The sequence below is a fragment of the Flavobacterium sp. WV_118_3 genome, assembly GCF_039778605.1.
Lineage (GTDB): Bacteria > Bacteroidota > Bacteroidia > Flavobacteriales > Flavobacteriaceae > Flavobacterium.
Genome location: NZ_CP156060.1, coordinates 3,367,027 through 3,390,637 on the forward strand (window position 1 = coordinate 3,367,027; position 23,611 = coordinate 3,390,637).

A 23,611-nucleotide genomic window follows, 5' to 3' on the forward strand; every position below is an offset into this window, starting at 1 on the left:
ATCAGAAATGTTATTTGTAAATTTGAATGCAATTCCGAAAATAGCAGACTTACAATGAGTATTCCTTCTTTAGAGCTTCAGATACAAACCTTACCCGATAGTCCGGGTGTTTATCAATATTACGATAAAGACGGAAAAATTTTATATGTCGGAAAAGCCAAAAACCTCCGGAAACGGGTGGCTTCCTATTTTAACAAAGTGCATGATACGGCCAAAACAAACGTTCTGGTCAAAAAAATCGTATCCATAAAACATATTGTGGTTCCAACAGAGACGGATGCACTTTTATTGGAAAACAACCTGATTAAGAAATTGCAGCCGCGGTATAATGTGTTGTTAAAGGATGATAAAACCTATCCGTGGATTTGTATTAAAAAAGAACCTTTTTCCCGGATATTCCCAACCCGTAATATGGTAAAGGACGGATCGGAGTATTTCGGGCCGTATACCAGTTTTAAAACGGTCAATACGCTGTTGGAACTCATTAAGGAGTTATATCCGTTGCGTACCTGTAATTATGATCTGAGTAAGTCAAATATCGATAGCGGAAAATTTAAAGTATGCCTCGAATATCATATTGGGAACTGTAAAGGGCCTTGTGAAGGTTATGAATCGCTGGAAAATTATCAGCGGCAAGTTGATGCGATTCGTGAAATCCTGAAAGGGAATTTTAAAGAAAGTTTAAAGGACTTCAAAAAGCACATGACGACTTTGGCTATGGAAATGAAGTTTGAAGAAGCCCAAAAAATAAAGGAAAAAATCGAAGTACTGGAAAATTACCAGGCCAAGTCGACAATCTTAAATCCGAAAATTTCGAATATCGATGTGTTTTCAATCGTGTCGGACGAAAGCATGGCATATGTCAATTTCCTGCAGATTTCACACGGCGCGATTATTCGGTCACATACGATGGAGTTGAAAAAGAAACTTGAAGAAACCGATCAGGAATTATTAGAACTGGCCATAGTAGAGCTACGGGAACGTTTCCGTTTGAATTCTAAAGAGATTATCGTACCCTTTGAAATGGATTTTGGAGAAGCTTTAAAAGTAACCGTGCCGAAATTGGGCGATAAAAAACAAATATTGGATTTGTCCGAACGAAATGCGAAATACTACCGTCTCGACCAGTTAAAACAAATCAAGATTGTCGATCCGGACCGACATACCAACCGGATTATGGCGCAAATGCAAAAAGACCTGCGTTTGCCGGTCGAACCGCGGCACATCGAATGTTTCGATAACTCCAATATTCAGGGAACGAACCCGGTTTCGGCTTGTGTGGTGTTTAAAGATGGCAAGCCGAGTAAAAAGGATTACCGCCATTTTAATATCAAAACGGTCGAAGGACCCAATGACTTTGCCTCGATGGAGGAAGTGGTATACCGTCGTTACAAACGCCTGCTTGACGAAAACCAACCTTTGCCGCAATTGATCATTATCGACGGTGGAAAAGGACAGCTGTCCTCGGCCTTAAAAAGTTTGGACGATTTGGGGTTGCGCGGCAAAATTGCCATTATTGGAATCGCGAAACGACTGGAAGAAATCTTTTATCCGGGCGATTCCGTTCCGTTATATCTCGATAAAAAATCCGAAACCCTGAAAACGATTCAGCATCTTCGGAACGAAGCGCACCGTTTCGGGATTACATTCCACAGGGATAAAAGAAGTAAAAACGCTTTGCAAACCTCTATAGAAACCATTCCGGGTATTGGCGAAAAAACCATGATTACGCTGTTAAAGCATTTTAAATCGGTAAAAAGATTGACGCAGGCATCGGAAAAAGAAATTTCTGAGGTCGTAGGGCTTTCAAAAGCCAAAAAAATTACCGAATTTTACAAGGCAACCAATTCTTCCAAGTGATATGAAAAAAATACTACTGCTACTTCTGAGCCTATGTTTGATACAGGCGGTACAAGCACAGGATAAAAGACCTAAAGTCGGAGTTGTATTGAGTGGTGGTGGTGCAAAGGGACTGGCACATATCGGAGTGTTAAAAGTGCTGGAAGAAGCGGGTGTTCAGGTCGATTATATCGGAGGAACCAGTATGGGGGCTATTATTGGTGGCTTGTATGCGTCCGGATATTCGGCGCGACAGCTGGATTCGATATTCCGCGAAGTCGATTCGGATGCCTTGTTACAGGATTATATTCCGCGAACATCCAAAAGTTTTTTCGAAAAACGCAATGACGAAGTATATGCGTTATCGCTTCCGTTTAATAACTTTAAAATCGGAGTTCCTACGGCTCTATCAAAAGGGTTGTATAATTATAACCTATTGACGCGGCTTACCAATCACGTGCGACATATTCGCAATTTTAACGATCTTCCTATTCCTTTTGTGTGTATTGCAACCGATATTGAAACCGGACACAAAGTGGTTTTAAATAAAGGAATATTGCCTCAGGCGATTTTGGCGAGTGGCGCTTTTCCATCGTTGTATTCGCCGGTGGAAATCGATGGACGTATTTTAATTGACGGTGGTGTGGTAGATAATTATCCGCTCGAGGAAATAAAAAAAATGGGCGCGGATATTATTATCGGTGTAGATGTACAGGATGGGTTAAAAGATCGTAATACGATAGGCGGTGCTACGGGAGTGTTGTTGCAGATCACGAATTTTTCAATGATCGGACAGATGGAGGCTAAAAAGAAAGCGACCGATATTTATATCAAACCCAATATACAAGGCTATTCGGTGATCTCGTTTGATCAGGGTGGCGAAATTATCAAAAAAGGGGAAGAAGCGGCTTTTTCCGTTTATGAAGATCTGGCAAAACTTGGTGAGATCGCTAGTAAATCGGTACTGTTCGAACCGCGACGGCTTACGGATACACTCCAAATTTCCAAAATTGAAATCAAGGGTATTGAAGGCTATACCAGAGCCTATGTTTTGGGAAAACTGCGCTTTCATCAGAATTCAAAAATCACAAATGCGACGCTGGATAAAGGAATCAATAATCTGAATGCTACACAAAACTTTAGTTCAATTTCGTATTATTTTGAAGAAGCCGAAAAAGGAGATAATCTGGTACTGAACTTAAAAGAAAATCCGCTAAACCGGTATTTGAAGTTTGGATTGCATTACGATGAACTATATAAAAGTGCGGTATTGCTCAATCTGACACAGAAAAAATTCCTGCTCAAAAACGACGTGGTTTCACTGGATGTCATTTTGGGAGACAATTTCCGGTATAACCTGAATTATTATATCGATAATGGTTTTTACTGGAGTTTCGGGTTTAATTCCCGCTACAACCGCTTTAATAAAAATGTGGCAACCGATTTTAGCGACGGACAAATATTGACAAACCTGGGGCTAAAATCGATTAATGTTGATTTTTCCGATTTTACAAACCAGATTTATCTGCAAACGGTTTTCGCTCAGAAATTCCTGATTGGCGCCGGACTGGAACACAAACATCTTAAAATACGCTCTTCCACACTCGAGAATGTTGGCGGTGTGATTAGTAGTGACGATTATTTCTCCGTTTTCGGAAACCTGAAATACGATTCCTTCGATCAGAAATATTTCCCGAAAAGAGGCTGGTATTTTTCCGGTGATTTCCACACCACGGCCTATACAAAAGATGGTCACGATCGTTTAAGTCAGTTTTCTATTGCCAAAGCAGATGCTGGTATTGTGAAAACATTTTATAAAACGATTTCGTTAAAAGTACAGTCGGAAGCCGGATTTACGATTGGAAGAGAAGGCGTGCCGTATTATAATTTTGTACTGGGTGGTTATGGTTATCAGATGATTAACAATTTCCGCCATTTTTACGGCTACGATTTCCTGAGTATTGCCGGTGATAGCTATATCAAAGGAAGTGCAACGCTGGATTACGAATTCTACAAAAAACACCATATCAACTTTACAGCAAACTACGCCTATGTAGGTCAGAAAATCTTTAATACGACCGATTGGTTTTTAAATGCCAATTATTCCGGATATGCACTCGGTTATGGTTTTGAAACCCTTATCGGACCAATTGAAGTAAAATACAGTTGGTCGCCCGAAACCAAAGATGGGAATACCTGGTTTAGCGTAGGTTTTTGGTTTTAATCTTACAAAAAACGTTTTAAAAGCGACATTTTTCGGATTAAACTGTATTTTATATGTGAATGTTTTTAAAAAATTATATTTTTGGAAACTAAAAAAACCGAAAAACTATATTTATGTCAATTTGGAAACGTAAACCATTGGGGCAACTCATCGAAGAAGCCTCGGAATCAGAAAAAGGATTAAAGAAAACATTAACGGCGTCGGGATTAACCGCGTTAGGGGTAGGAGCGATTATTGGAGCAGGATTGTTTTCGATTACCGGTTTGGCTGCAGCAACCAACGCAGGGCCGGCAATTACCATTTCTTTTATTGTAGCGGCTATCGGATGTCTTTTTGCCGGTTTATGTTATGCTGAATTTTCATCAATGATCCCGGTTGCAGGTAGTGCGTATACCTATTCGTTTGCCACTATGGGGGAATTCGTTGCCTGGATTATCGGTTGGGATCTTGTGCTGGAATATGCCGTTGGTGCGGCAACCGTTTCCATCAGTTGGTCGCGCTATCTTACGAAATTTTTAGATGGTTATGGTATTCATCTCAGCGAACAGTTAACACATTCGCCTTTTGAAGGTGGTTTGATTAACATTCCGGCGGTGCTTATTGTAATGGTGATGTCATTGGTATTAATGCGCGGAACAAAAGAATCGGCTTTGGTAAACGGTATTATCGTATTGCTAAAAGTAACCGTAGTTTTGGTATTTATCGCATTAGGATGGCAATACATCCGTCCGGAAAACTATACACCGTATATCCCGGAAAACACCGGTACTTTTGGTGAATTCGGATTTACAGGGATTATCCGTGCTGCGGCAATCGTATTCTTTGCCTATATCGGTTTCGATGCGGTGTCGACAGCAGCTCAGGAAGCTAAAAATCCAAAAAGAGACATGCCAATCGGTATCTTATTGTCGTTAGTAATTTGTACCGTACTGTATATTTTGTTTGCTCACGTAATGACAGGAGTAGTAAATTATTCTGCTTTTGCCGGAGCCGACGGTATTGCACCGGTGGCGATTGCGATCGATCATATGGGCGTTGCGGATGCATCGGGTATGATTACGCCAGCGTATCCATGGTTGAATAAAGCGATTATTCTTGCGATTTTAGCAGGATATGCTTCGGTAATTTTAGTAATGTTAATGGGACAGAGTCGTGTATTCTTTTCGATGAGTAAAGATGGTTTGATGCCAAAAGTATTCTCAGAAGTACACCCAAAATTTAGAACACCGGCTAAAAACAACTTGTTGTTCATGTTGATCGTGAGTTTGTTTGCGGCGTTCGTTCCGGCTCGAGTGGTTGGAGAAATGACCAGTATCGGAACTTTATTTGCGTTTATCCTGGTTTGTCTTGGGGTAATCGTAATGAGAAGAACGATGCCGGATGCGCCAAGAGCGTTTAAAACACCATTAGTGCCGTTAGTGCCTATATTAGGTGTTGGGGTATGTTTGTTTATGATGGTGTTTTTACCATTGGATACCTGGATCCGTTTGATCGTTTGGATGATGATCGGTTTCGATTTGTATATTTTCTACGGAATGAAACACAGTATTCTGAACAGTGGTTCGTTTGACGGTAAAAGCTACCGAATTGTGAGCTTATCCGGATTGGCAATGGTCGTGGCTTTGGTTGTAGTAGCTTTTGTACACCATTCAAACCCTGAAATCGACGATACGTTTCTGTATTATTTCTCGCTGATTTTTGCAGCAATTCACGCTGTTGTCTATGCGTTGAGTTATAAAAAGAACAAATAAGAAAAAAATAGTTTTAAATTCCCAAAAAAATGTCGATATCGCTTTTTTTGGGAATTTTTATTTTAAAGAAATGTGATAAAATCACGATATTTGTATGATCATGAGTTTACATTGGGAAGGCTTATTAGGACTGCTAAAATACCTCATTAAGAGAAATCCGGAATGAGTGGATTGTTTATGTTAAAATATTTCAACAGCACTGCGGGTAATCCGGGTTGTACATTTTAAATTTTTAAAATTAAAAAATATGCCATTTTATCATAAATTAGGACAGATTCCACCAAAAAGACACACCATCTTTCGTAAACCAAACGGTGATTTGTATTACGAACAACTTTTTGGTACCGTTGGATTCGACGGAATGTCAACCAATATGTATCATGAACACCGACCAACGCAGGTTAAGGAGATCCGCAAACAATATAGCGTAGCGCCTAAAATCGCGAAGGGAAATAATATCCAGTCGTACCGGTTAAGAGGTTTTCAGGTAACACCGGAAAATGATTATCTGGAAAGCCGAAAAGCCGTATTAACGAATAGCGACTGTACGATTATTCTGGCAGCACCAAAAGAATCCACACGCGATTATTTTTACAAAAACACCGATGCGGATGAAATGATTTTTATCCACAGAGGAACCGGTAAATTAAGAACCATGTTGGGTAATCTGGATTTTAAATATGGGGACTACCTGATCGTACCGAGAGGGATGATCTATAAAATCGATTTTGATACCGATGACAATCGTTTGTTTATTGTAGAATCCAGACGACCAATCTACACTCCAAAACGGTACCGAAACTGGTTTGGACAACTTTTGGAGCATTCACCTTTCTGTGAACGCGATATCCGACGCCCGGAAGAACTGGAAACGAATAATGAAAAAGGAGATTTCGTAATTAAAGTAAAGAAAAAAGACGAAATTTTTGAAATGGTATATGCAACACACCCGTTTGACGTAGTGGGTTACGACGGATTCAATTATCCGTATGCCTTATCGATTCACGACTTTGAACCGATAACCGGACGTATTCACCAACCGCCACCGGTACACCAGACGTTCGAAACGGATGCCTTTGTAGTGTGTTCGTTTGTTCCGAGACTTTACGACTATCATCCGCAGGCTATTCCGGCACCGTATAACCATAGTAATATCGACAGTGATGAGGTATTGTACTATGTAGACGGTGACTTTATGAGTCGGAATGATATCGAAGCCGGACACATCTCATTACACCCGGCCGGAATTCCACACGGACCACACCCTGGAGCTGTTGAAAGAAGTATCGGTAAAACGGAAACACAGGAATTGGCTGTAATGGTCGATACCTTTAAACCGTTAATGCTTACCGAAGAGGCTATGAAAATTGCCGATGAGAAATACTACCAATCCTGGTTGGAGCATTAATACCATAAAAAAAACAAACAAACAATAACAAACATTGAAGCAGGACATCAGAGTATGTTTCCGGCTGACTAAAATAATACTACAATGAGTAAAGAAGTAAAATCAGTTGAATACGGATTAGAAAAAATATTTGAAGGCGCGCAGGATTTCCTTCCGCTAATGGGAACGGACTATGTTGAATTTTATGTAGGAAATGCAAAACAAGCAGCACATTACTACAAAACCGCTTTCGGTTATCAGTCGTTGGCTTACGCCGGATTGGAAACAGGAGTGCGGGACAGAGCGTCATATGTGTTAAAACAGGATAAAATCCGTTTGGTGTTAACAACGCCTTTAAATGCCGATTCGCCTATCAACGAGCATATCGTAAAACACGGTGATGGTGTTAAAGTGGTGGCCTTATGGGTAGAAGATGCGACAAAATCGTTCGAAGAAACGACAAAAAGAGGAGCGCGTCCATTTATGGAACCAACCGTTGAAAAAGATGAGTTTGGTGAAGTAGTGCGTTCCGGTATTTATACGTATGGCGAAACGGTTCACATTTTTGTGGAACGTAAAAACTACAACGGTGTATTCTTGCCAGGTTATAAAGAGTGGAAATCCGATTACAACCCGGAACCGGTTGGATTGAAATATATCGACCACATGGTTGGAAACGTAGGATGGAACGAAATGAATACGTGGGTGAAATGGTATGAAGATGTGATGGGATTTGTGAATTTCCTTTCTTTCGACGACAAACAGATCCATACAGAATACTCGGCTTTGATGAGTAAAGTAATGTCTAACGGTAACGGACGTATCAAATTCCCGATCAACGAACCGGCCGAAGGGGCAAAACGTTCGCAGATCGAAGAGTATTTGGATTTCTATAACGGACCAGGTGTGCAGCATATCGCGATTGCAACAGACGATATTATCTCAACAGTTTCTCAGTTAAAGGCGCGTGGAGTGGAGTTTTTATCCGCGCCGCCAAAAGCCTATTATGAAGCGATTCCGGAACGTTTGGGCGAACATATGGCCATGATGAAAGAAGATATTTCCGAATTGGAAAAACTGGCCATCATGATCGATGCCGATGAAGAAGGGTATTTGTTGCAGATTTTTACGAAGCCGGTTGAAGACCGTCCAACCTTGTTTTACGAAATTATCCAACGTATGGGAGCTCGTGGATTTGGTGCCGGTAACTTTAAAGCGCTTTTCGAATCGATCGAAAGAGAGCAGGAATTAAGAGGAACTTTGTAAAAATCGATTTTTACTGATAATAGTTTAAAAACAGGGTCGAAAATAGCCTTGTTTTTGCTAATATTGTGTTAAAGTTGAAATTTCATTTGTAAATCAACAAAAAAACTAGCTACATTTGCACTCGCAAAAATGAGGTACTCATAAGCCTCATATTTGTAAAGTAAATTTTCATAATTTATAGTTTTTTGGTTGGTTAATAGCATAAAAACTCAGTCATTCTTTTGGCTGAGTTTTTTTGTTTCTTATTTTTGGAACAGAAATTGTAACTTGTTATAACGAATGTTTAAAAATGAGACCATGAAAAAAGCGGCCCTATTATTTCTTCTCCTGATAACAGTTACATCCTTTGCTCAGAAGGATTCTGCTTTTACAACCGGTGAATGGTTTAAATTCCGGATTCACTATGGAATCGTAAATGCGGGTTATGCTACTCTGGAAGTTAAGGAGGCAGTCAAAAACAATAAAAAAGTATTCCACATAATGGGTAACGGTTATACGACCGGGATGACCAAATTTTTCTTCAAAGTGGAAGACGATTATCAAAGCTATATCGACAAGCAAACCGGGCGCCCGTACCAGTTTGTAAGAAAAATAAACGAAGGAGGGTATAAGAAAAATCAGGAGGGGTTCTTTAATCAAACAAAAAAAACAGTTTTTGTGAAAGATTATGAAAAGAACACCGAAAACACGTTTTCTGTACCCGAAAATGTTCAGGATATCGTATCTTCATTCTATTATTTGCGAAACCATCCCCAAATCGACAAGTTAAAAGAAGGTGAGTCGATTGTCATTGATATGTTTTTTGATGATGAAACCTTTAAATTTAAGCTAAAGTTTCTCGGTAGAGAAGATTTAAAAACTAAATTTGGGACCATTTCCACGATGATATTCCGTCCGTATGTGCAGGCTGGCCGTGTTTTTAAAGAACAGGAGAGTCTAACCGTTTGGATATCAGATGATGAGAATCGTTTGCCGGTACGTATAAAGGCAAGTTTGGCTGTAGGTTCGTTGAAAGCCGATTTGGATGAATTCAAGGGACTGAAAAATTCTTTCAAAATTAAAGTAAAACCATAATGAAAATAACCTCAGAGATCCAGAGTAAGATTGATGAAATTGATGCAAAATATAAAGCGATAAACCAAAAGACAGAAACCCATTTAGAAGGGATGCTTTGGTCAAAACCAATTACCTATTGGGACTATATTCAAACGGATCCGCTTTTGAGCCTGCAGGTGCAAAGAACCACGTTACCCGATGAAATGGTCTTTATTATGTACCATCAGGTAAACGAATTGCTTTTTAAAATGATACTTTGGGAGATCAATCAGGTAGCTCATTGTAACGAACTGACTACCGTGCTTTTTACCGATAAGCTAATGCGTATCAGTCGTTATTTCGATATGTTAACCACTTCTTTTGATATTATGAAAGAAGGAATGGCGGTTGATCAGTATCTGAAATTCCGAAATACATTAACACTGGCCAGTGGTTTTCAAAGTGCCCAATACCGTCTCATTGAGTTTGCTTCTACCGATTTGATCAATCTGATCGACCACCGTTTCCGGGCAACAATCGACAGGAATACACCGTATGAGCACGCTTTCGAGCATTTGTATTGGCAGGCTGCCGGAAAAGATTATAAAACCGGTGAAAAATCTTACCTGATCAAAGAATTTGAAAAGAAATATAAAAAATCCTTCCTGGCGCATATGGAAGAATTTAATACCCTAAACCTGTGGCGTAAATTCAAACAACTGCCGGAAGCCGATCAAAAAAATGAAGCCTTGGTTCAGGCCATGCGTCATTACGATAAAACGGTGAACATTACCTGGGTGATGGGCCATTATAATGCAGCGGTGAAATATATCGAAAGTGTGCCCGGCACACAGGAAGCAACCGGAGGAAGTGATTGGAAAAAATATATGTTACCCAAATACCAAAGAAGGATATTTTTCCCGGAACTTTGGTCGGACGAAGAACTGGAAAAATGGGGAGAATAAAAGAATAACCACTAAACCTACTTGAATTGAAATATTTTGCCATCATATTAGTATTAACAACATTATTTGCCTGTAATAAAAAAGAAGAAAAGGAAGTTAAAGCACCCGCGGTAAAAAAAGAAAAAATCCTGGTCGAATACGGATTTACGCTTAACGATTTTAAAGTGGTTAACGATACCGTGAAATCTGGTGATAGCTTCGGGAAGATTCTTGGGTCGCAAAACTTTGACGCTGCCCGGATTCATGAAATTAACGAAAAAATAAAAGACAGCTTTAATGTTCGCGATATCAGGATTGGCAAACCCTATACCTTGCTGCAAAACAAAACGGCACCACACGATCTGAAGGTGTTTATCTACCAGCCGGATCGGATGACCTATTATGTGGTGGATCTTAGGGATTCGATTGTAGTTCATAAAAAACAACGCCCCGTTACGATTAAAAGAAGAACGATTGCTGCGGCTATCGACGGATCGGTGTCGGAAACCTTAAAAAATGCAGGGGTATCCGCTGCACTGGCTCCGGAATTGTCCCGTATTTATGCCTGGTCGATCGACTTCTTTAAAATTCAAAAAGGGGATAAGTTTGCGGTAACCATTAACGAAAAGTATATTAGTGATACCATTTATGCCGGAATTGAAAGTATTGATGCTTCCTATTTCGAATATAAAGGCAAAAAAATATACGCTTTTCCGTTTAAACAGGATCCGAATTCCAAAAGAGTTGATTACTTTGATGAGGAAGGAAAAGTGCTGAAAAATATGTTTTTAAAAGCACCACTCAAATTCGTAAATATTACCTCCCGATTTACCAAAAGCCGGTTCCATCCCGTTCAGTTAAAGTGGAAAGCCCATAACGGAACGGATTATGCTGCGCCAACTGGAACCCCGATTATGACAACTGCGTCCGGAGTCGTGGAACGCACCGGATATACCGCAGGAAATGGTAACTTTGTAAAGGTAAAACACAATGGTGCCTATGCTACGCAATACCTGCATATGTCCAAAATACTCGTTCGTCAGGGACAGCGTGTACAACAGGGCGATGTGATCGGAAGAGTGGGAAGTACCGGACTGGCAACAGGACCTCACGTGTGTTATCGTTTTTGGAAAAACGGTATTCAGGTGGATCCCTTACGCCAAAAACTTCCGAATTCGGAACCTATGAATGCAAAATACAAAGCGCGATATATGGAGTATATCAAACCGCTAAAAAAAGAATTAGACAGTGTTTCAATTGCTAAGTTTGGAGAATAGATGTTAGAGAATACAAATCCTACAGGAACCGCTGCCTGGCAAAAGTTACGTGCGCATTTTAACGAAATGCAGTATGTGAAAATGCAGGATCTTTTTGCAGCCGATACACAACGGACAGAAAAGTTGCACCTGCTTTGGAACGATTTTTTGCTGGACTATTCCAAAAATCGCATTGAAAAAAAAACGCTGGATCTTTTTGTCGAACTGGCCGAAGAGGTTGATCTTAAATCAGCAATCGAAAAATATTTCTCAGGAGATAAAATCAATCATACCGAATACCGGAGTGTACTTCATACGGCCTTGCGGTCTGAAGAAGCGGCAATATGGATTGATGGTACCAATATAATTCCGGAAATCCAATCCGTTAAAGCGCATATCCGATCGTTTTCGGAGGCCGTTATTAACGGCGTTAAAAAAGGATATACCGGTAAAGATTTTACCGATATCGTAAATATCGGTATTGGTGGCTCGGATCTTGGGCCAAATATGGTAGTGGAAGCGCTGCAATTTTACAGTAATCATCTGAATGCACATTTTATTTCAAATATCGATGGCGATCATGTGACTGAAAAATTAAAGCACCTCAATCCGGAAACCACGCTGTTTATTATTGTTTCCAAAACCTTTACAACTCAGGAGACCCTAACCAATGCCGAAACAATTAAAAAATGGTTTCTGAAAACAGCTCCTCGGGAAGCTATTGCTGATCATTTTGTTGCCGTTTCGACGAATTTGGAAAAGGTGGCCGAATTTGGAATTTCAGAAGACAATGTTTTTCCGATGTGGAATTGGGTTGGCGGACGATTTTCGCTGTGGAGTGCTGTCGGACTTTCGATTAGCCTGGCAATTGGAAATGAAAATTTCGAACGTCTTTTAAAAGGTGCTAACGAAATGGATACCCATTTCAGAACGGCCGCTTTCGAACAGAATATGCCGGCCATCCTGGCGTTTATCAGTATTTGGTACAATAACTTTTTTGAAGCCGAAACCGAAGCGATAATACCTTATTCGCAGTACCTGAAAAAGTTCGTTCCGTATTTGCAGCAAGCTTTTATGGAGAGTAACGGCAAACAGGTAAACCGTGACGGATATCCGGTGAATTATCAAACCGGAACAATCGTTTGGGGAGAACCGGGAAGTAATTCACAGCATGCTTTTTTTCAATTGATTCATCAGGGTACCAAATTGATTCCAGCCGATTTTATCGGATTTAAGGAATCTTTACACGGAAATACCGAGCACCACGATAAGTTGATGTCGAATTTCTTTGCGCAAACGGAAGCCTTGCTAAAAGGGAAAACCGAAGCCGAAGTGGCCAAAGAACTAATTGGGAATGACTATCTGATTCCTTTTAAATCGTTCGACGGTAACCGCCCTACGAATACATTACTTATCGATAAGTTAACACCAGAAACATTAGGTGGCCTGATTGCGATGTACGAACATAAAATTTTCGTTCAAGGCGTGATCTGGAATATCTTTAGTTATGATCAGTTTGGTGTGGAATACGGTAAATCACTTGCCAATACGATTTTAAAAGAAATTAATGATCACGAAGTCGGATCGCATGACAGTTCCACGGCTTTCCTTTTGCGGAATTATTTAAAATAAGAGACTTCTAAAAAATAAAAATAAGATTCTGCTACGGCAGAATTTTTTGTATCTTTAAGTAGCTGTTTTTTTAATTCATTATGGATTGAAATTAAAAAACAGCTCGTTACTTCCCCACTATTGGATGTCTTTTAAATCGTACTTTTTTCCTCTTCTATTAGAGACATGCCATTTTGTTTATATTGCAAAAGAGAGTAAGTATGAGTGTTTTTTTAAATTTTAAAATCCTAAAAAGAATATACCGTTTTCACAACACATTGAGTAAAACAAGATTGTTTGTAACCGCTTTTTTTGTGCTGTATTTGCTAACGATCCTCCTTTCCGTTATAGGAAACTGTCTACAGGAGGATGCTTTGACCATAGAATTTTTAGAAGGGAAAGATCCGGTTTGGATCTTTGTGCTGACAGTTATTCTGGCGCCTGTCGTTGAAACCCTCATTTTTCAGTATGGTATAATTGAGCTTAGTCTGAAGGTTCGGTCAAGGTACACTAAAGAAATGGCACTTATTGTATCGGCATTAGTATTTGGGATAGAGCATGGTTACAATACAATCTATATTGTTTTTGCTACAATTATGGGGGTGGCTCTGGCTTTTTATTACCTGCTTTTTAAAAAATACACTACAGGATTTGCGATAGTTGCGATTATGGTACTACATGCATTATTAAACTTTATTAGTTTTTTACTAAATCTTCTTTTCGATGTCGCGATGTGAAAATAAAATGGTCTTATTGCTTGTTTGTTAGTGTTTTATAATTCTTAATTGACAAAAAAACACAATAAATGGTCTTTTTGTTCCTGTTTTTAGGTATTTTAAAAATAACAATCATTGCTTTTACGAGGTATTTTTTTTGAATTCTCTATTCTTCGTGTTAAATAATGGTTAAAAAATAAATATTTCTCTTTCGGAGGATTGAAATGTGATAATTGTTTAAATTATTAACGTTTGTTAATATTAAATTAACACGGTGTGAAAATAAATGACCAAACTTTGCGGTAAAATTTTAAAACACAACTGCAACATGAAAAATTTGAAAAATTGGCTGTTGTTAATGCTATTTTCCTTAGTATCAACAGTAGCTTTTTCACAAACTAAGATTACAGGAACTGTTACCGATGGTGAACTGAAAGGATCGCTTCCGGGTGCCAGTGTTATTGTTAAAGGAACCAGCGAAGGCGTAACTACCGATTTCGATGGAAAATTCACACTAACAACCAATGCTACATCAGGAGATTTAGTAATCTCTTTTGTTGGTTATATTTCAAAAACGGTTTCTTTTAAAGGGGAAGCCGGAAAAACAATCACGATTGGAAATGTTATCCTTCAGTCTGATTCCAATACTTTAGAAGATGTAGTCGTTAAAGTAGGGGTTGCCGATATCGCTAAAGATAGAAAAACACCAGTGGCTGTTTCTACAATTAAAGCTGCTGAAATCCAGGAAAAACTAGGAAATAGAGAGTTTCCGGAGATGTTAAACAATACACCATCTGTTTACGCAACAAAATCAGGAGGTGGATTTGGTGATTCCAGAATTACAATCCGTGGATTTGATCAAAAAAATATCGCTGTAATGGTTAACGGTACACCGATTAACGATATGGAAAACAGCGCCGTATACTGGTCAAACTGGGCAGGTATTGCCGATGTAACCTCAACAATGCAGGTACAAAGAGGTTTGGGTTCTTCCAAACTGGCAATCTCTTCTGTAGGAGGTACGATTAATATCCTTACCAGACCAGCAGATATGAAAGAAGGTGGTTCGGTTTCAACCATGGTTGGAAACAACAATAACCTGAAATTAATGGCGTCGTATTCGACTGGAAAAATGAAAAACGGATTTTCCTCTTCCGTATTATTCAGCAGAAATACAGGTAATGGTTATGTAGATGGAACGAAATACGAAGGATATAACTATTTTATCGGTTTCGGATACGAACTAAACGATAAACATGATTTTCAATTCACGTTTACAGGAGCGCCACAATGGCACGATCAACGTAGTACAGCTCCAACAGTTGCTGAATATATTCGGTATGGTGATGGTGAACCAAATGTTAAATACAACTCGGATTGGGGTACTTTAAACGGTAAAGAATATTCATTCAGAACAAACTACTACCACAAACCGGTAGCGATGTTAAACTGGGATTGGAAAATTTCAGATAAAATGAAATTATCATCGGTATTCTACGGTTCTTGGGGACGTGGAGGAGGATCTACAACTGTTGGATCTATCCAGGGGGTTAACTATAACGATGCCCGTCTACGTAACGCGGATGGATCTATCGATGTAAATAGAATTTATGCCTACAACTCCGGTCAGACGATCTATATGAACGGTTCTACCGTGCCTTATACAAGAGCGATGGCTAATGGTCGATACGAAAATACTTCGGCTACAGGTAACATTGCTAGTAATGGTATTTCGAAAATTTCTTCGATCAACTCTCATAACTGGTATGGAAGTATCATTAAATTGAACACGAAGTTTACGAATGAGTTATCGGTAGATTTCGGAGTAGATTTAAGAACCTACAAAGGAATTCACTACCAGGTATTAAACGACTTATTAGGAGGTACTGTTTTTAACAACAGAACAAGTGATGTAAACAACCCGAATGCTATCGTGACAAGTTTGTACAACACGAAACCAAACGGAAATCCATTCTTGAATACAAGCTATCAAAATACAATTAACTATAACAATGATGGTGATGTAAACTGGTATGGTGCTTTTGCTCAGGTTGAATATAACGTAGAGAATTTCTCTGCTTTCGTTCAAGGGGCGATCTCTAACCAAGGGTTCAAAAGAGTAGATTACTTTAAATATTTAAGTTCTGATCCACTTTCGGCTACACCATATGAAAACATTTTAGGAGGTAACGTTAAAGCTGGAGCCAACTATAACATCAACGAACACCACAATGTATTCGTAAATGCAGGATATTATTCAAAACAGCCGTTCTTTAACGCAGTATATCCAAACAATGCGAGTATCGTAAATCCACTTTTGACTAACGAGAAAATCACTGGTTTCGAAGCGGGTTACGGTTTCCGTTCGTCTATTGTAAATGCCAACGTAAACGTATACCATACTACATGGAAAGATCGTTTCCAAAGAGCAAATGATGCAAATCCAAGCAACCCGGGAGGTTACCTTGATTACTCGGGTATGACCGAAGTTCACATGGGAGGTGAATTGGATGTGACTGTAAAAGCAACCGACAGACTACGTTTTAACGGTATGTTCTCTTATGGTGACTGGTTCTACAAAGGAAATGTTACCAGCAACAACTACGATTCTGGAAATAATCCTGTAGGAACAAGTAATCAGACACTTTACCTGGATAAAGTTAAAGTGGGTGATGCAGCTCAGTTAACTGCTAGTGCAGGTGCTACTTTCGAAGTGGTTGAACGTTTGAAATTAGACGGAAACTTCCGTTACATCGACAAATTATATGCAGCGATCGATCCGGTAGTTTTCAAAGAAGAAAACAATAAAGGTTCGTTACAATTGCCTTCTTATAACTTAGTGGACGTAGGGATGTCTTATAAAATGTTAGTAGGTAAAAATAAATCGAATGCAGTTAATTTCCGTGTAAACGTTGACAACTTATTGGATAAAATCTATATCGCTGAATCTAGAACCAATATCCATGCTAGCGATAAAACAGGTACTGCGGCAACTGCGCCAACGTATTTGGATGCCGGAAGAACATACAAAGGTATTGCTGATGCAAACCGTGTATACTTCGGATTTGGAAGAACCTGGAACGTATCAATCCGTTACGACTTTTAATTACTATATCCGTTATAATAAGAAAACCTCCCGATCTTGATGAAAGGGAGGTTTTTTTATGTGGTTTTGGCTGTGTTTTATATTAAGACTCGGACGATGGATTCATTTCCTGAAAAACGCCATTTAAGGTCGCTAAAAAATGATCAACAGGTTGAGCGCCCTTAACCGCGTATTTGTTGTTTAAAACGAAGAAAGGAACCGAATTAATGCCATATTGATATGCCAGTTGCTGATCGGCTTTTACTTCCTCGGCAAATAAATCGTTTTCATATACCGCGCGGATGTCGGTTTCCAATAATCCATAGCTTGCTCCAATTGCAATTAGTGTCGGGATATCATCAATGTTTTTGCCTTCAGTAAAGTAGGCGCGGAACAAAGCGTCTTCAATTTCATTCTGCACGCCTTTGGTTTTGGCCAATGCCGATAATTGATGTGCTTTCATACTATTGGCCGGAACAGCTTTTTCAAAATGAAAATCCAATCCAACTTCTCGGGCGATTTCGGTAGCATTCTCGTGCATTTCTTCCGATTCTGCCAAACTAATGCCTTTACGGTTGGCCATGCTTTGTGCCGCCGATATCATGGTGTCGGTCACCGCTTCCGGATCCAGCTGAAACGCACGCCAGCTGATTTCCACCTGGTCGCGGTGTTCAAATTGCGCTAAGGCTTTTTCGAATTTTGTTTTTCCGATATAACAAAACGGACAGCGAATGTCACTCCATATTTCTATTTTCATATCTCTTTTAATTTTGATGCATCATTTCCATTAATTCCAAAGCCCGTTTGATCGATTTTACATTCTCGAACGTCAGTAACAGGCGAAGGCCATTTTTGGTTTCTTTTTCTTTCATCTTACATAAATTACCCTGTTGTTGTACAAAACGTAGTACTTTATGAAAACGATTTGACTGGTAAAAATCCGATTGTTGATCGGCTACAAAATAACCCACCATCTTACCTTGTTTTAAAACCAGTTTTTCAATACCAATACTGGTTGCAATCCACTTGATACGGATGCTGTTCAGTAAAGCGACTGCTTGTCTCGGTAAAGGGCCGAAACGGTCGATCAGTTTTTGTTCGTAAACCTGTAAATCGGCGTCGGTTTTGATAACACTCAGCTCGTTATACAAATTCAGACGTTCCGAAATATTGTTGATGTATTCGTCCGGGAATAAAAGCTCAAAATCGGTGTCGATCTGGATGTCTTTTACGTATTCCTTGGTTTCGATATCGTTGTCTTCCGGATATAAATCCTTGAATTCGTTTTCTTTTAGTTCCTCGATCGCCTCGTTCATGATCTTCTGATAGGTGTCAAAACCGATCTCGTTGATAAACCCGCTTTGTTCACCACCTAATAAATCACCGGCACCACGAATTTCAAGGTCTTTCATCGCGATATTAAAACCACTTCCCAGTTCGCTAAATTGTTCCAGCGCCTGGATACGTTTGCGGGCTTCTTCCGTCATTGCCGAATACGGCGGACAGATAAAGTAACAAAACGCTTTTTTATTGCTTCGTCCTACACGACCACGCATCTGGTGTAGATCCGATAGTCCGAAATTATTGGCATTGTTGATAAAGATCGTATTCGCATTCGGAACGTCCAATCCGCTTTCGATGATGGTGGTAGCGACCAATACGTCAAATTCACCATCCATAAAAGCAAGCATCAGTTCTTCGAGTTTTTTTCCATCCATCTGACCGTGGCCTACGCCAACTCTGGCACCGGGAACAAGTCGCTGAATCATTCCGGCTACTTCCTTGATATTTTCGATTCGGTTGTTGATAAAATAAACCTGACCGCCACGTTCGATTTCATACGAAACCGCATCACGGATCACTTCTTCGTTAAAGCCAACCACATGGGTTTCGATCGGATAACGATTGGGTGGTGGCGTGGTAATAACCGATAAGTCTCGTGCCGCCATTAACGAAAATTGTAAAGTCCTCGGAATCGGTGTCGCCGTTAAGGTAAGCGTATCAACATTCTGGGCGATCGTCTTGAGTTTGTCTTTTACCGCTACGCCGAATTTTTGTTCTTCGTCGATAATTAATAAACCAAGGTTTTTAAATACCACATTTTTGTTCACCAACTGGTGGGTTCCGATAATAATGTCCAGTTTACCGTCTTCGAGTTCTTTCAGGATCTCGGTTTTTTGCTTGGCAGTACGGAATCGGTTAATATAATTCACATTAACCGGCATATCTTTTAACCGGTCGCGGAAGGTTTTATAATGCTGAAAGGCCAAAATAGTTGTCGGTACCAGAATCGCAACCTGTTTACCGTTGTCTACAGCTTTAAAGGCGGCACGGATCGCAACTTCCGTTTTTCCGAAACCTACGTCACCACAGACCAGACGATCCATCGGACGGTCGTTTTCCATATCGGCTTTTACATCCTGAGTGGCTTTTAACTGATCCGGGGTGTCCTCATAAATAAAAGAACTTTCCAGTTCGGCCTGTAGATAGCTGTCGGGTGCAAAGGCAAAACCTTTATCCAGTCGGCGTTTGGCGTATAATTGAATCAGGTTAAACGCAATGTGCTTAACCCGGGCTTTGGTTTTTTGTTTTAAGGTTTTCCAGGCGCTCGATCCCAGTTTGTATATTTTGGGTGGCGCACCGTCTTTTCCGTTGTATTTGGATATTTTATGTAAGGAATGAATGCTCACATACACAATGTCGTTATCGGCATACACCAGTTTAATGGCTTCCTGGGTTTTGCCTTCGACCTGAATTTTTTGTAAACCGCCAAATTTTCCAATGCCGTGGTCAATATGGGTAACATAATCGCCAACGGATAAGGTGGTCAGTTCTTTTAAGGTGATGGTCTGTTTTTTTGAATAACCGTTTTTCAGATTAAACTTATGGTACCGTTCAAAAATCTGATGGTCGGTATAACAGGCAATCCGGTTTTCATCGTCGATAAATCCCTGGTATAAAGGCGAAACGATGGTTTTGTATTGTTTGCGGATGTCTTCGTGATTCGTTTCGTCCAGCGATTCGAAAATGTCGTGAAAACGCTTTGCCTGACCTTCGTTGGAACAGAAAAGGTAGTTTTTATAACCGTTGAAATGATTGTCGTTCAGGTTGTTTAATAACAAATCAAACTGCTTGTTAAACGACGGTTGTGGTTGTGTGTGGAATTCGACCGTTTTCTGGGTTCGGTAGATCGGTTTCGAAGCCAGTTCCACAATCGTAAAATCCAATGATCTTTTTACAAAGGATTGTTGGTTCAGGAACATGTTTTCGGGCGATACATGCTGAATTTCCGATGACAATTTTTGAAAGGCTTCGTTGGCTTTTTCGAATAATTTGTCCAGTCGGCTTAACAATAAATCGGTGTTCTGGATAAAAATTACCGTTTGCGGACTTATATAGTCCAGGAAGCTTTCGCGATTTTCTTTTAGAAATTTATTCTCGACATTCGGAATAATCGTGATCTTTTTTTGTTTTTCGACCGATAACTGGGTTTCGACATCAAACGTACGAATACTGTCGACTTCGTTTCCGAAAAACTCGATTCGGTATGGATTGTCGTTCGAAAATGAAAAAACGTCAACAATACCACCGCGAACCGAAAATTCGCCTGGTTCCGATACGAAATCCACGCGTTTGAAGTTGTATTCAAAAAGCACCTCGTTGATAAAGTCGATCGAGATGTTGTCACCGGTGGTGACTTTTAAGGTGTTTTTGTCGAGTTCCTTACGGGTTACGACTTTTTCGAAAATCGCATCGGCATACGAAACGATAATCGAGGGCTTTTTGCGCGAGTTAATTCGGTTGAGTACTTCGGCGCGAAGTAAAACATTGGCGTTGTCGGTTTCTTCAATCTGATACGGACGACGGTAGGAACCGGGATAAAATAAAACATCCTGATCGTTGATCAGATTTTCAAGATCATTCAGATAATAGGCCGCTTCTTCCTTGTCCTGGAAAAGCAGTAAAAAAGGTAAATCGCTCTTCTGAAAAAGCAATTGAACAACAAACGAAAGCGACGATCCGATCAATCCTTTTAGATGGATCTTTTCTTCTCTTTTTTGAAGTTGTTCCGCCAATTGGTTAATCTTGGGCGATTTTTCGTATAAGGTTACAATATCGTTTTTCAAGGAATACTACTTTTGATTAATGGAAACTATTGTTTCGGTTCTGTAAAACCGGCTCGTGCACGACGAACAGTGTCTAATGCCTGAAGCATTTCGGTTTCGCCGACCTCTCTTGGAATTTCCATTTTATAAATGATCTCGGCCATTTGATCCTGTATGGAAATTGTTTCTTCCGAAACTTCACGAATCAACGGGATCACTTTTTGTGTCGGTATATAATCCAGCGAGATAAAGGTTTCCAGCGATTTTATTTTTGTGTTAAGCGTCGAAAGCCGGCTTCTAACGGCTGGTGTGTCAAAAATAAACGGAATATTATTCGTTAACGAATCGGATTTTTTAACCAGATTTATCGTTTTTAGTTTGAATGCGTTAAGGGTGCTTTTGGGTTTTTGTTCCAATTCCTGTTTGAACTGGTGCCATTCCTGCCAATTCTGAATTTTGCTTTGTACTTTCGGATTTACAGCCGGAATATCGAACTTCCAGTTGGCGTTGATTACGGCAAAAACGGAATCCCGTCGTTGTAAGGATTTTATATAGGCTGTTTCGCGTTCTTCTTTGTTATTGCATGAAAAAAGAAAAAGGGATAAAACCGCTAAAACAGGTACGATATATTTCATTTTTAATAAAGTCGTTAGTATGAAGCAACAAATTTACAAATGTTATTGAAAACTTCTTTTTTTATGGGAATTTGTTAACTAAAATTAATCGTACGCCCTAAATAATCACAAGTTAAAGTAAGTTGTAAATAGCTTCGAATCGCTATCTTTGTCAAAAATATAGCTACTACTAAAATATGAATACAACAATTTTAATTATTGGTGCCTGTGGTCAGATTGGCTCTGAACTGACCGTTAAATTGCGCCAGATCTACGGAAATGATAATGTGATTGCTTCCGATATCAGAAAAGGAACTCAGGAATTTGTGTCAACAGGTCCTTTCGAAGTGGTCAATGCAATGGATTTTAACCAGATTGAAGAAGTTGTTGAAAAATATAAAGTAGACGAAGTATATCTTATGGCGGCATTGCTTTCGGCTACCGCTGAAAAAAATCCTGCTTTTGCCTGGGATCTCAATATGAATTCGTTATTCCACGTGTTAAATCTGGCGAAAGCCGAAAAAATTAAAAAAGTATTCTGGCCTTCCAGTATCGCTGTTTTCGGACCAACAACACCGCGAATCGATACGCCACAATATACCGTAATGGAACCGTCTACGGTTTATGGAATTTCCAAACAAACCGGTGAAAGATGGTGTGAGTATTATCATCAGAAATATGGTGTGGATGTAAGAAGTATCCGTTATCCGGGACTTATTTCCTGGACAACACCTCCCGGTGGTGGAACAACCGATTATGCCGTGGATATTTATTATAAAGCATTGGAAAATAAAGCGTATACCTGTTTCCTTTCGGAAGAAACGGCTTTGCCAATGATGTATATGGATGATGCAATTAAAGCGACAATCAGTATCATGCAGGCGCCGGCCGATGATGTGAAAATTCGTTCATCGTATAATCTTTCCGCAATGAGTTTTACGCCAAAAGAAATTGCGGAATCAATTAAAAAACAGATCCCGGAATTTACAATTGGGTATGAACCGGACTTCCGTCAGGCAATTGCCGACAGCTGGCCGGCAAGTATTGATGACAGTTGTGCGCGAAATGATTGGGGTTGGAAACATGACTTCGACTTAGAAAAGATGACTGCGGTAATGTTGGAAAATCTTTCTAAAAAATAATAACAAAAGGGACTGTTCATTTTAAGCAGTCCCTTTTTGTTGCATGCAGGTTAATTAAAATGGAGTTATTGTTGTACAACCTGCGTTCGCAGGGATTCCAGTAGTGTGCCAACTTCTCCGATCAGCTCGTTTGGTACACTATTCTTTTGTGCGCCAATTACCACATCGCCGATAAATTTGTCCATGTCGGCATTATTGGCTTTCATTGCCATTCTCGGGTTTGTCGCCGGATTATGTGCGTCCACCATATTTAAACCGGAATAGGTAAAATTCTTTGCTCCGGTACCCACACAAAAGAAGTCGGTTAAGTTTTTGCTTAAGATGGCCAGGTTGGTGGTGTTTCCGGAACCTACTTCCGAAAGTAAGGTCGAAAAATAAGGTTGTAACTGTGGATCGGCCGCAATAACAAAAATAGTACTGTCTACTACCGAGCGTAATCCCAAACGTCCTTTTTCGATCATTTGCGACGGATTGTTCGGATCGGCTACCATAGTGGTTCCGCCTAATTTCTGGTAAAGTGTAGGCGGCGTTACAACTACCGGTGTGTCGTCGTTGTCTTTGCTACAGGAGTAAAAAGTGGCAACTCCAATAAGTAAAAGCCCTGCGAAAGTGATTTTTAAACTGTTTTTCATAAT

16 protein-coding genes are annotated in these 23,611 nt (G+C 39.8%); 12 read left to right on the forward strand and 4 right to left on the reverse strand.

Annotation, left to right across the window (positions count from 1 at the left end):
• Positions 1 to 54 precede the first annotated feature (54 nt).
• From uvrC to ABFU83_RS15835, 11 genes are all read left to right on the forward strand, one after another.
• Positions 55 to 1,860 (forward strand): excinuclease ABC subunit UvrC, encoded by a 1,806-nt coding sequence (gene uvrC / locus ABFU83_RS15785; protein WP_347067321.1) that lies wholly within the window; start codon positions 55 to 57, stop codon positions 1,858 to 1,860.
• A gap of 1 nt (position 1,861) precedes the next feature.
• Complete coding sequence (locus ABFU83_RS15790; protein ID WP_347067323.1) at positions 1,862 to 4,063, forward strand: patatin-like phospholipase family protein; 2,202 nt, start codon at positions 1,862 to 1,864, stop codon at positions 4,061 to 4,063.
• 113 nt (positions 4,064 to 4,176) lie between these two features.
• Positions 4,177 to 5,814 carry an amino acid permease gene (locus ABFU83_RS15795; protein WP_347067325.1) on the forward strand — a complete coding sequence of 546 codons (1,638 nt, stop codon included), beginning with the start codon at positions 4,177 to 4,179 and terminating at the stop codon, positions 5,812 to 5,814.
• A 247-nt stretch (positions 5,815 to 6,061) separates the two neighbouring features.
• Positions 6,062 to 7,222 carry a homogentisate 1,2-dioxygenase gene (locus ABFU83_RS15800; protein WP_300490323.1) on the forward strand — a complete coding sequence of 387 codons (1,161 nt, stop codon included), beginning with the start codon at positions 6,062 to 6,064 and terminating at the stop codon, positions 7,220 to 7,222.
• An 84-nt stretch (positions 7,223 to 7,306) separates the two neighbouring features.
• Entirely contained in the window at positions 7,307 to 8,467 is a 1,161-nt protein-coding gene (gene hppD, locus ABFU83_RS15805) for a 4-hydroxyphenylpyruvate dioxygenase (protein WP_347067327.1), read from the forward strand.
• 297 nt (positions 8,468 to 8,764) lie between these two features.
• Entirely contained in the window at positions 8,765 to 9,541 is a 777-nt protein-coding gene (locus ABFU83_RS15810) for a DUF3108 domain-containing protein (protein ID WP_347067328.1), read from the forward strand.
• Positions 9,541 to 10,467, forward strand: coding sequence for a tryptophan 2,3-dioxygenase family protein (locus ABFU83_RS15815; protein ID WP_347067330.1), 927 nt, complete (start codon positions 9,541 to 9,543; stop codon positions 10,465 to 10,467). The genes ABFU83_RS15810 and ABFU83_RS15815 overlap by 1 nt, the downstream gene beginning before the upstream one ends.
• A 26-nt stretch (positions 10,468 to 10,493) precedes the next feature.
• Entirely contained in the window at positions 10,494 to 11,723 is a 1,230-nt protein-coding gene (locus ABFU83_RS15820; protein ID WP_347067331.1) for a peptidoglycan DD-metalloendopeptidase family protein, read from the forward strand.
• Positions 11,724 to 13,334, forward strand: coding sequence for a glucose-6-phosphate isomerase (gene pgi / locus ABFU83_RS15825; RefSeq protein WP_347067333.1), 1,611 nt, complete (start codon positions 11,724 to 11,726; stop codon positions 13,332 to 13,334).
• Positions 13,335 to 13,534: 200 nt separating this feature from the next.
• The gene (locus ABFU83_RS15830; RefSeq protein ID WP_347067335.1) at positions 13,535 to 14,050 is read left to right on the forward strand and encodes a CPBP family intramembrane glutamic endopeptidase; all 516 of its coding nucleotides are present in this window, start codon (positions 13,535 to 13,537) and stop codon (positions 14,048 to 14,050) included.
• Between the two features lie 307 nt (positions 14,051 to 14,357).
• Entirely contained in the window at positions 14,358 to 17,135 is a 2,778-nt protein-coding gene (locus ABFU83_RS15835) for a TonB-dependent receptor (RefSeq protein ID WP_347067337.1), read from the forward strand.
• Positions 17,136 to 17,217: 82 nt separating this feature from the next.
• Here ABFU83_RS15835 and ABFU83_RS15840 read toward each other — a convergent pair whose 3' ends face one another.
• The 3 genes from ABFU83_RS15840 to ABFU83_RS15850 are packed head-to-tail and all read right to left on the reverse strand — an operon-like array spanning position 17,218 to position 21,855.
• Positions 17,218 to 17,871, reverse strand: a complete 654-nt coding sequence (locus ABFU83_RS15840) for a DsbA family oxidoreductase (RefSeq protein ID WP_347067339.1) — start codon at positions 17,869 to 17,871, stop codon at positions 17,218 to 17,220.
• A 7-nt stretch (positions 17,872 to 17,878) separates the two neighbouring features.
• Positions 17,879 to 21,241, reverse strand: coding sequence for a transcription-repair coupling factor (mfd, locus tag ABFU83_RS15845; protein WP_347067341.1), 3,363 nt, complete (start codon positions 21,239 to 21,241; stop codon positions 17,879 to 17,881).
• Between the two features lie 26 nt (positions 21,242 to 21,267).
• Positions 21,268 to 21,855, reverse strand: coding sequence for a hypothetical protein (locus ABFU83_RS15850; protein ID WP_347067343.1), 588 nt, complete (start codon positions 21,853 to 21,855; stop codon positions 21,268 to 21,270).
• A 176-nt stretch (positions 21,856 to 22,031) separates the two neighbouring features.
• Here ABFU83_RS15850 and ABFU83_RS15855 point away from each other — a divergent pair, with 176 nt between their 5' ends.
• Positions 22,032 to 22,976, forward strand: a complete 945-nt coding sequence (locus ABFU83_RS15855) for an L-threonine 3-dehydrogenase (RefSeq protein ID WP_347067345.1) — start codon at positions 22,032 to 22,034, stop codon at positions 22,974 to 22,976.
• Between the two features lie 65 nt (positions 22,977 to 23,041).
• Here ABFU83_RS15855 and ABFU83_RS15860 read toward each other — a convergent pair whose 3' ends face one another.
• Positions 23,042 to 23,608 carry a group 1 truncated hemoglobin gene (locus tag ABFU83_RS15860; protein WP_347067346.1) on the reverse strand — a complete coding sequence of 189 codons (567 nt, stop codon included), beginning with the start codon at positions 23,606 to 23,608 and terminating at the stop codon, positions 23,042 to 23,044.
• Positions 23,609 to 23,611: the final 3 nt, after the last annotated feature.

Coding starts and splice junctions, on each gene's coding strand:
- ABFU83_RS15830 (WP_347067335.1), top strand. CDS start 13,535: ATGAGTGTTTTTTTAAATTTTAAAATCCTAAAAAGAATATACCGTTTT.
- ABFU83_RS15855 (WP_347067345.1), top strand. CDS start 22,032: ATGAATACAACAATTTTAATTATTGGTGCCTGTGGTCAGATTGGCTCT.
- ABFU83_RS15790 (WP_347067323.1), top strand. CDS start 1,862: ATGAAAAAAATACTACTGCTACTTCTGAGCCTATGTTTGATACAGGCG.
- ABFU83_RS15835 (WP_347067337.1), top strand. CDS start 14,358: ATGAAAAATTTGAAAAATTGGCTGTTGTTAATGCTATTTTCCTTAGTA.
- ABFU83_RS15860 (WP_347067346.1), bottom strand. CDS start 23,608: ATGAAAAACAGTTTAAAAATCACTTTCGCAGGGCTTTTACTTATTGGA.
- ABFU83_RS15840 (WP_347067339.1), bottom strand. CDS start 17,871: ATGAAAATAGAAATATGGAGTGACATTCGCTGTCCGTTTTGTTATATC.
- pgi (WP_347067333.1), top strand. CDS start 11,724: ATGTTAGAGAATACAAATCCTACAGGAACCGCTGCCTGGCAAAAGTTA.
- ABFU83_RS15795 (WP_347067325.1), top strand. CDS start 4,177: ATGTCAATTTGGAAACGTAAACCATTGGGGCAACTCATCGAAGAAGCC.
- ABFU83_RS15800 (WP_300490323.1), top strand. CDS start 6,062: ATGCCATTTTATCATAAATTAGGACAGATTCCACCAAAAAGACACACC.
- hppD (WP_347067327.1), top strand. CDS start 7,307: ATGAGTAAAGAAGTAAAATCAGTTGAATACGGATTAGAAAAAATATTT.
- ABFU83_RS15810 (WP_347067328.1), top strand. CDS start 8,765: ATGAAAAAAGCGGCCCTATTATTTCTTCTCCTGATAACAGTTACATCC.
- uvrC (WP_347067321.1), top strand. CDS start 55: ATGAGTATTCCTTCTTTAGAGCTTCAGATACAAACCTTACCCGATAGT.
- ABFU83_RS15850 (WP_347067343.1), bottom strand. CDS start 21,855: ATGAAATATATCGTACCTGTTTTAGCGGTTTTATCCCTTTTTCTTTTT.
- ABFU83_RS15815 (WP_347067330.1), top strand. CDS start 9,541: ATGAAAATAACCTCAGAGATCCAGAGTAAGATTGATGAAATTGATGCA.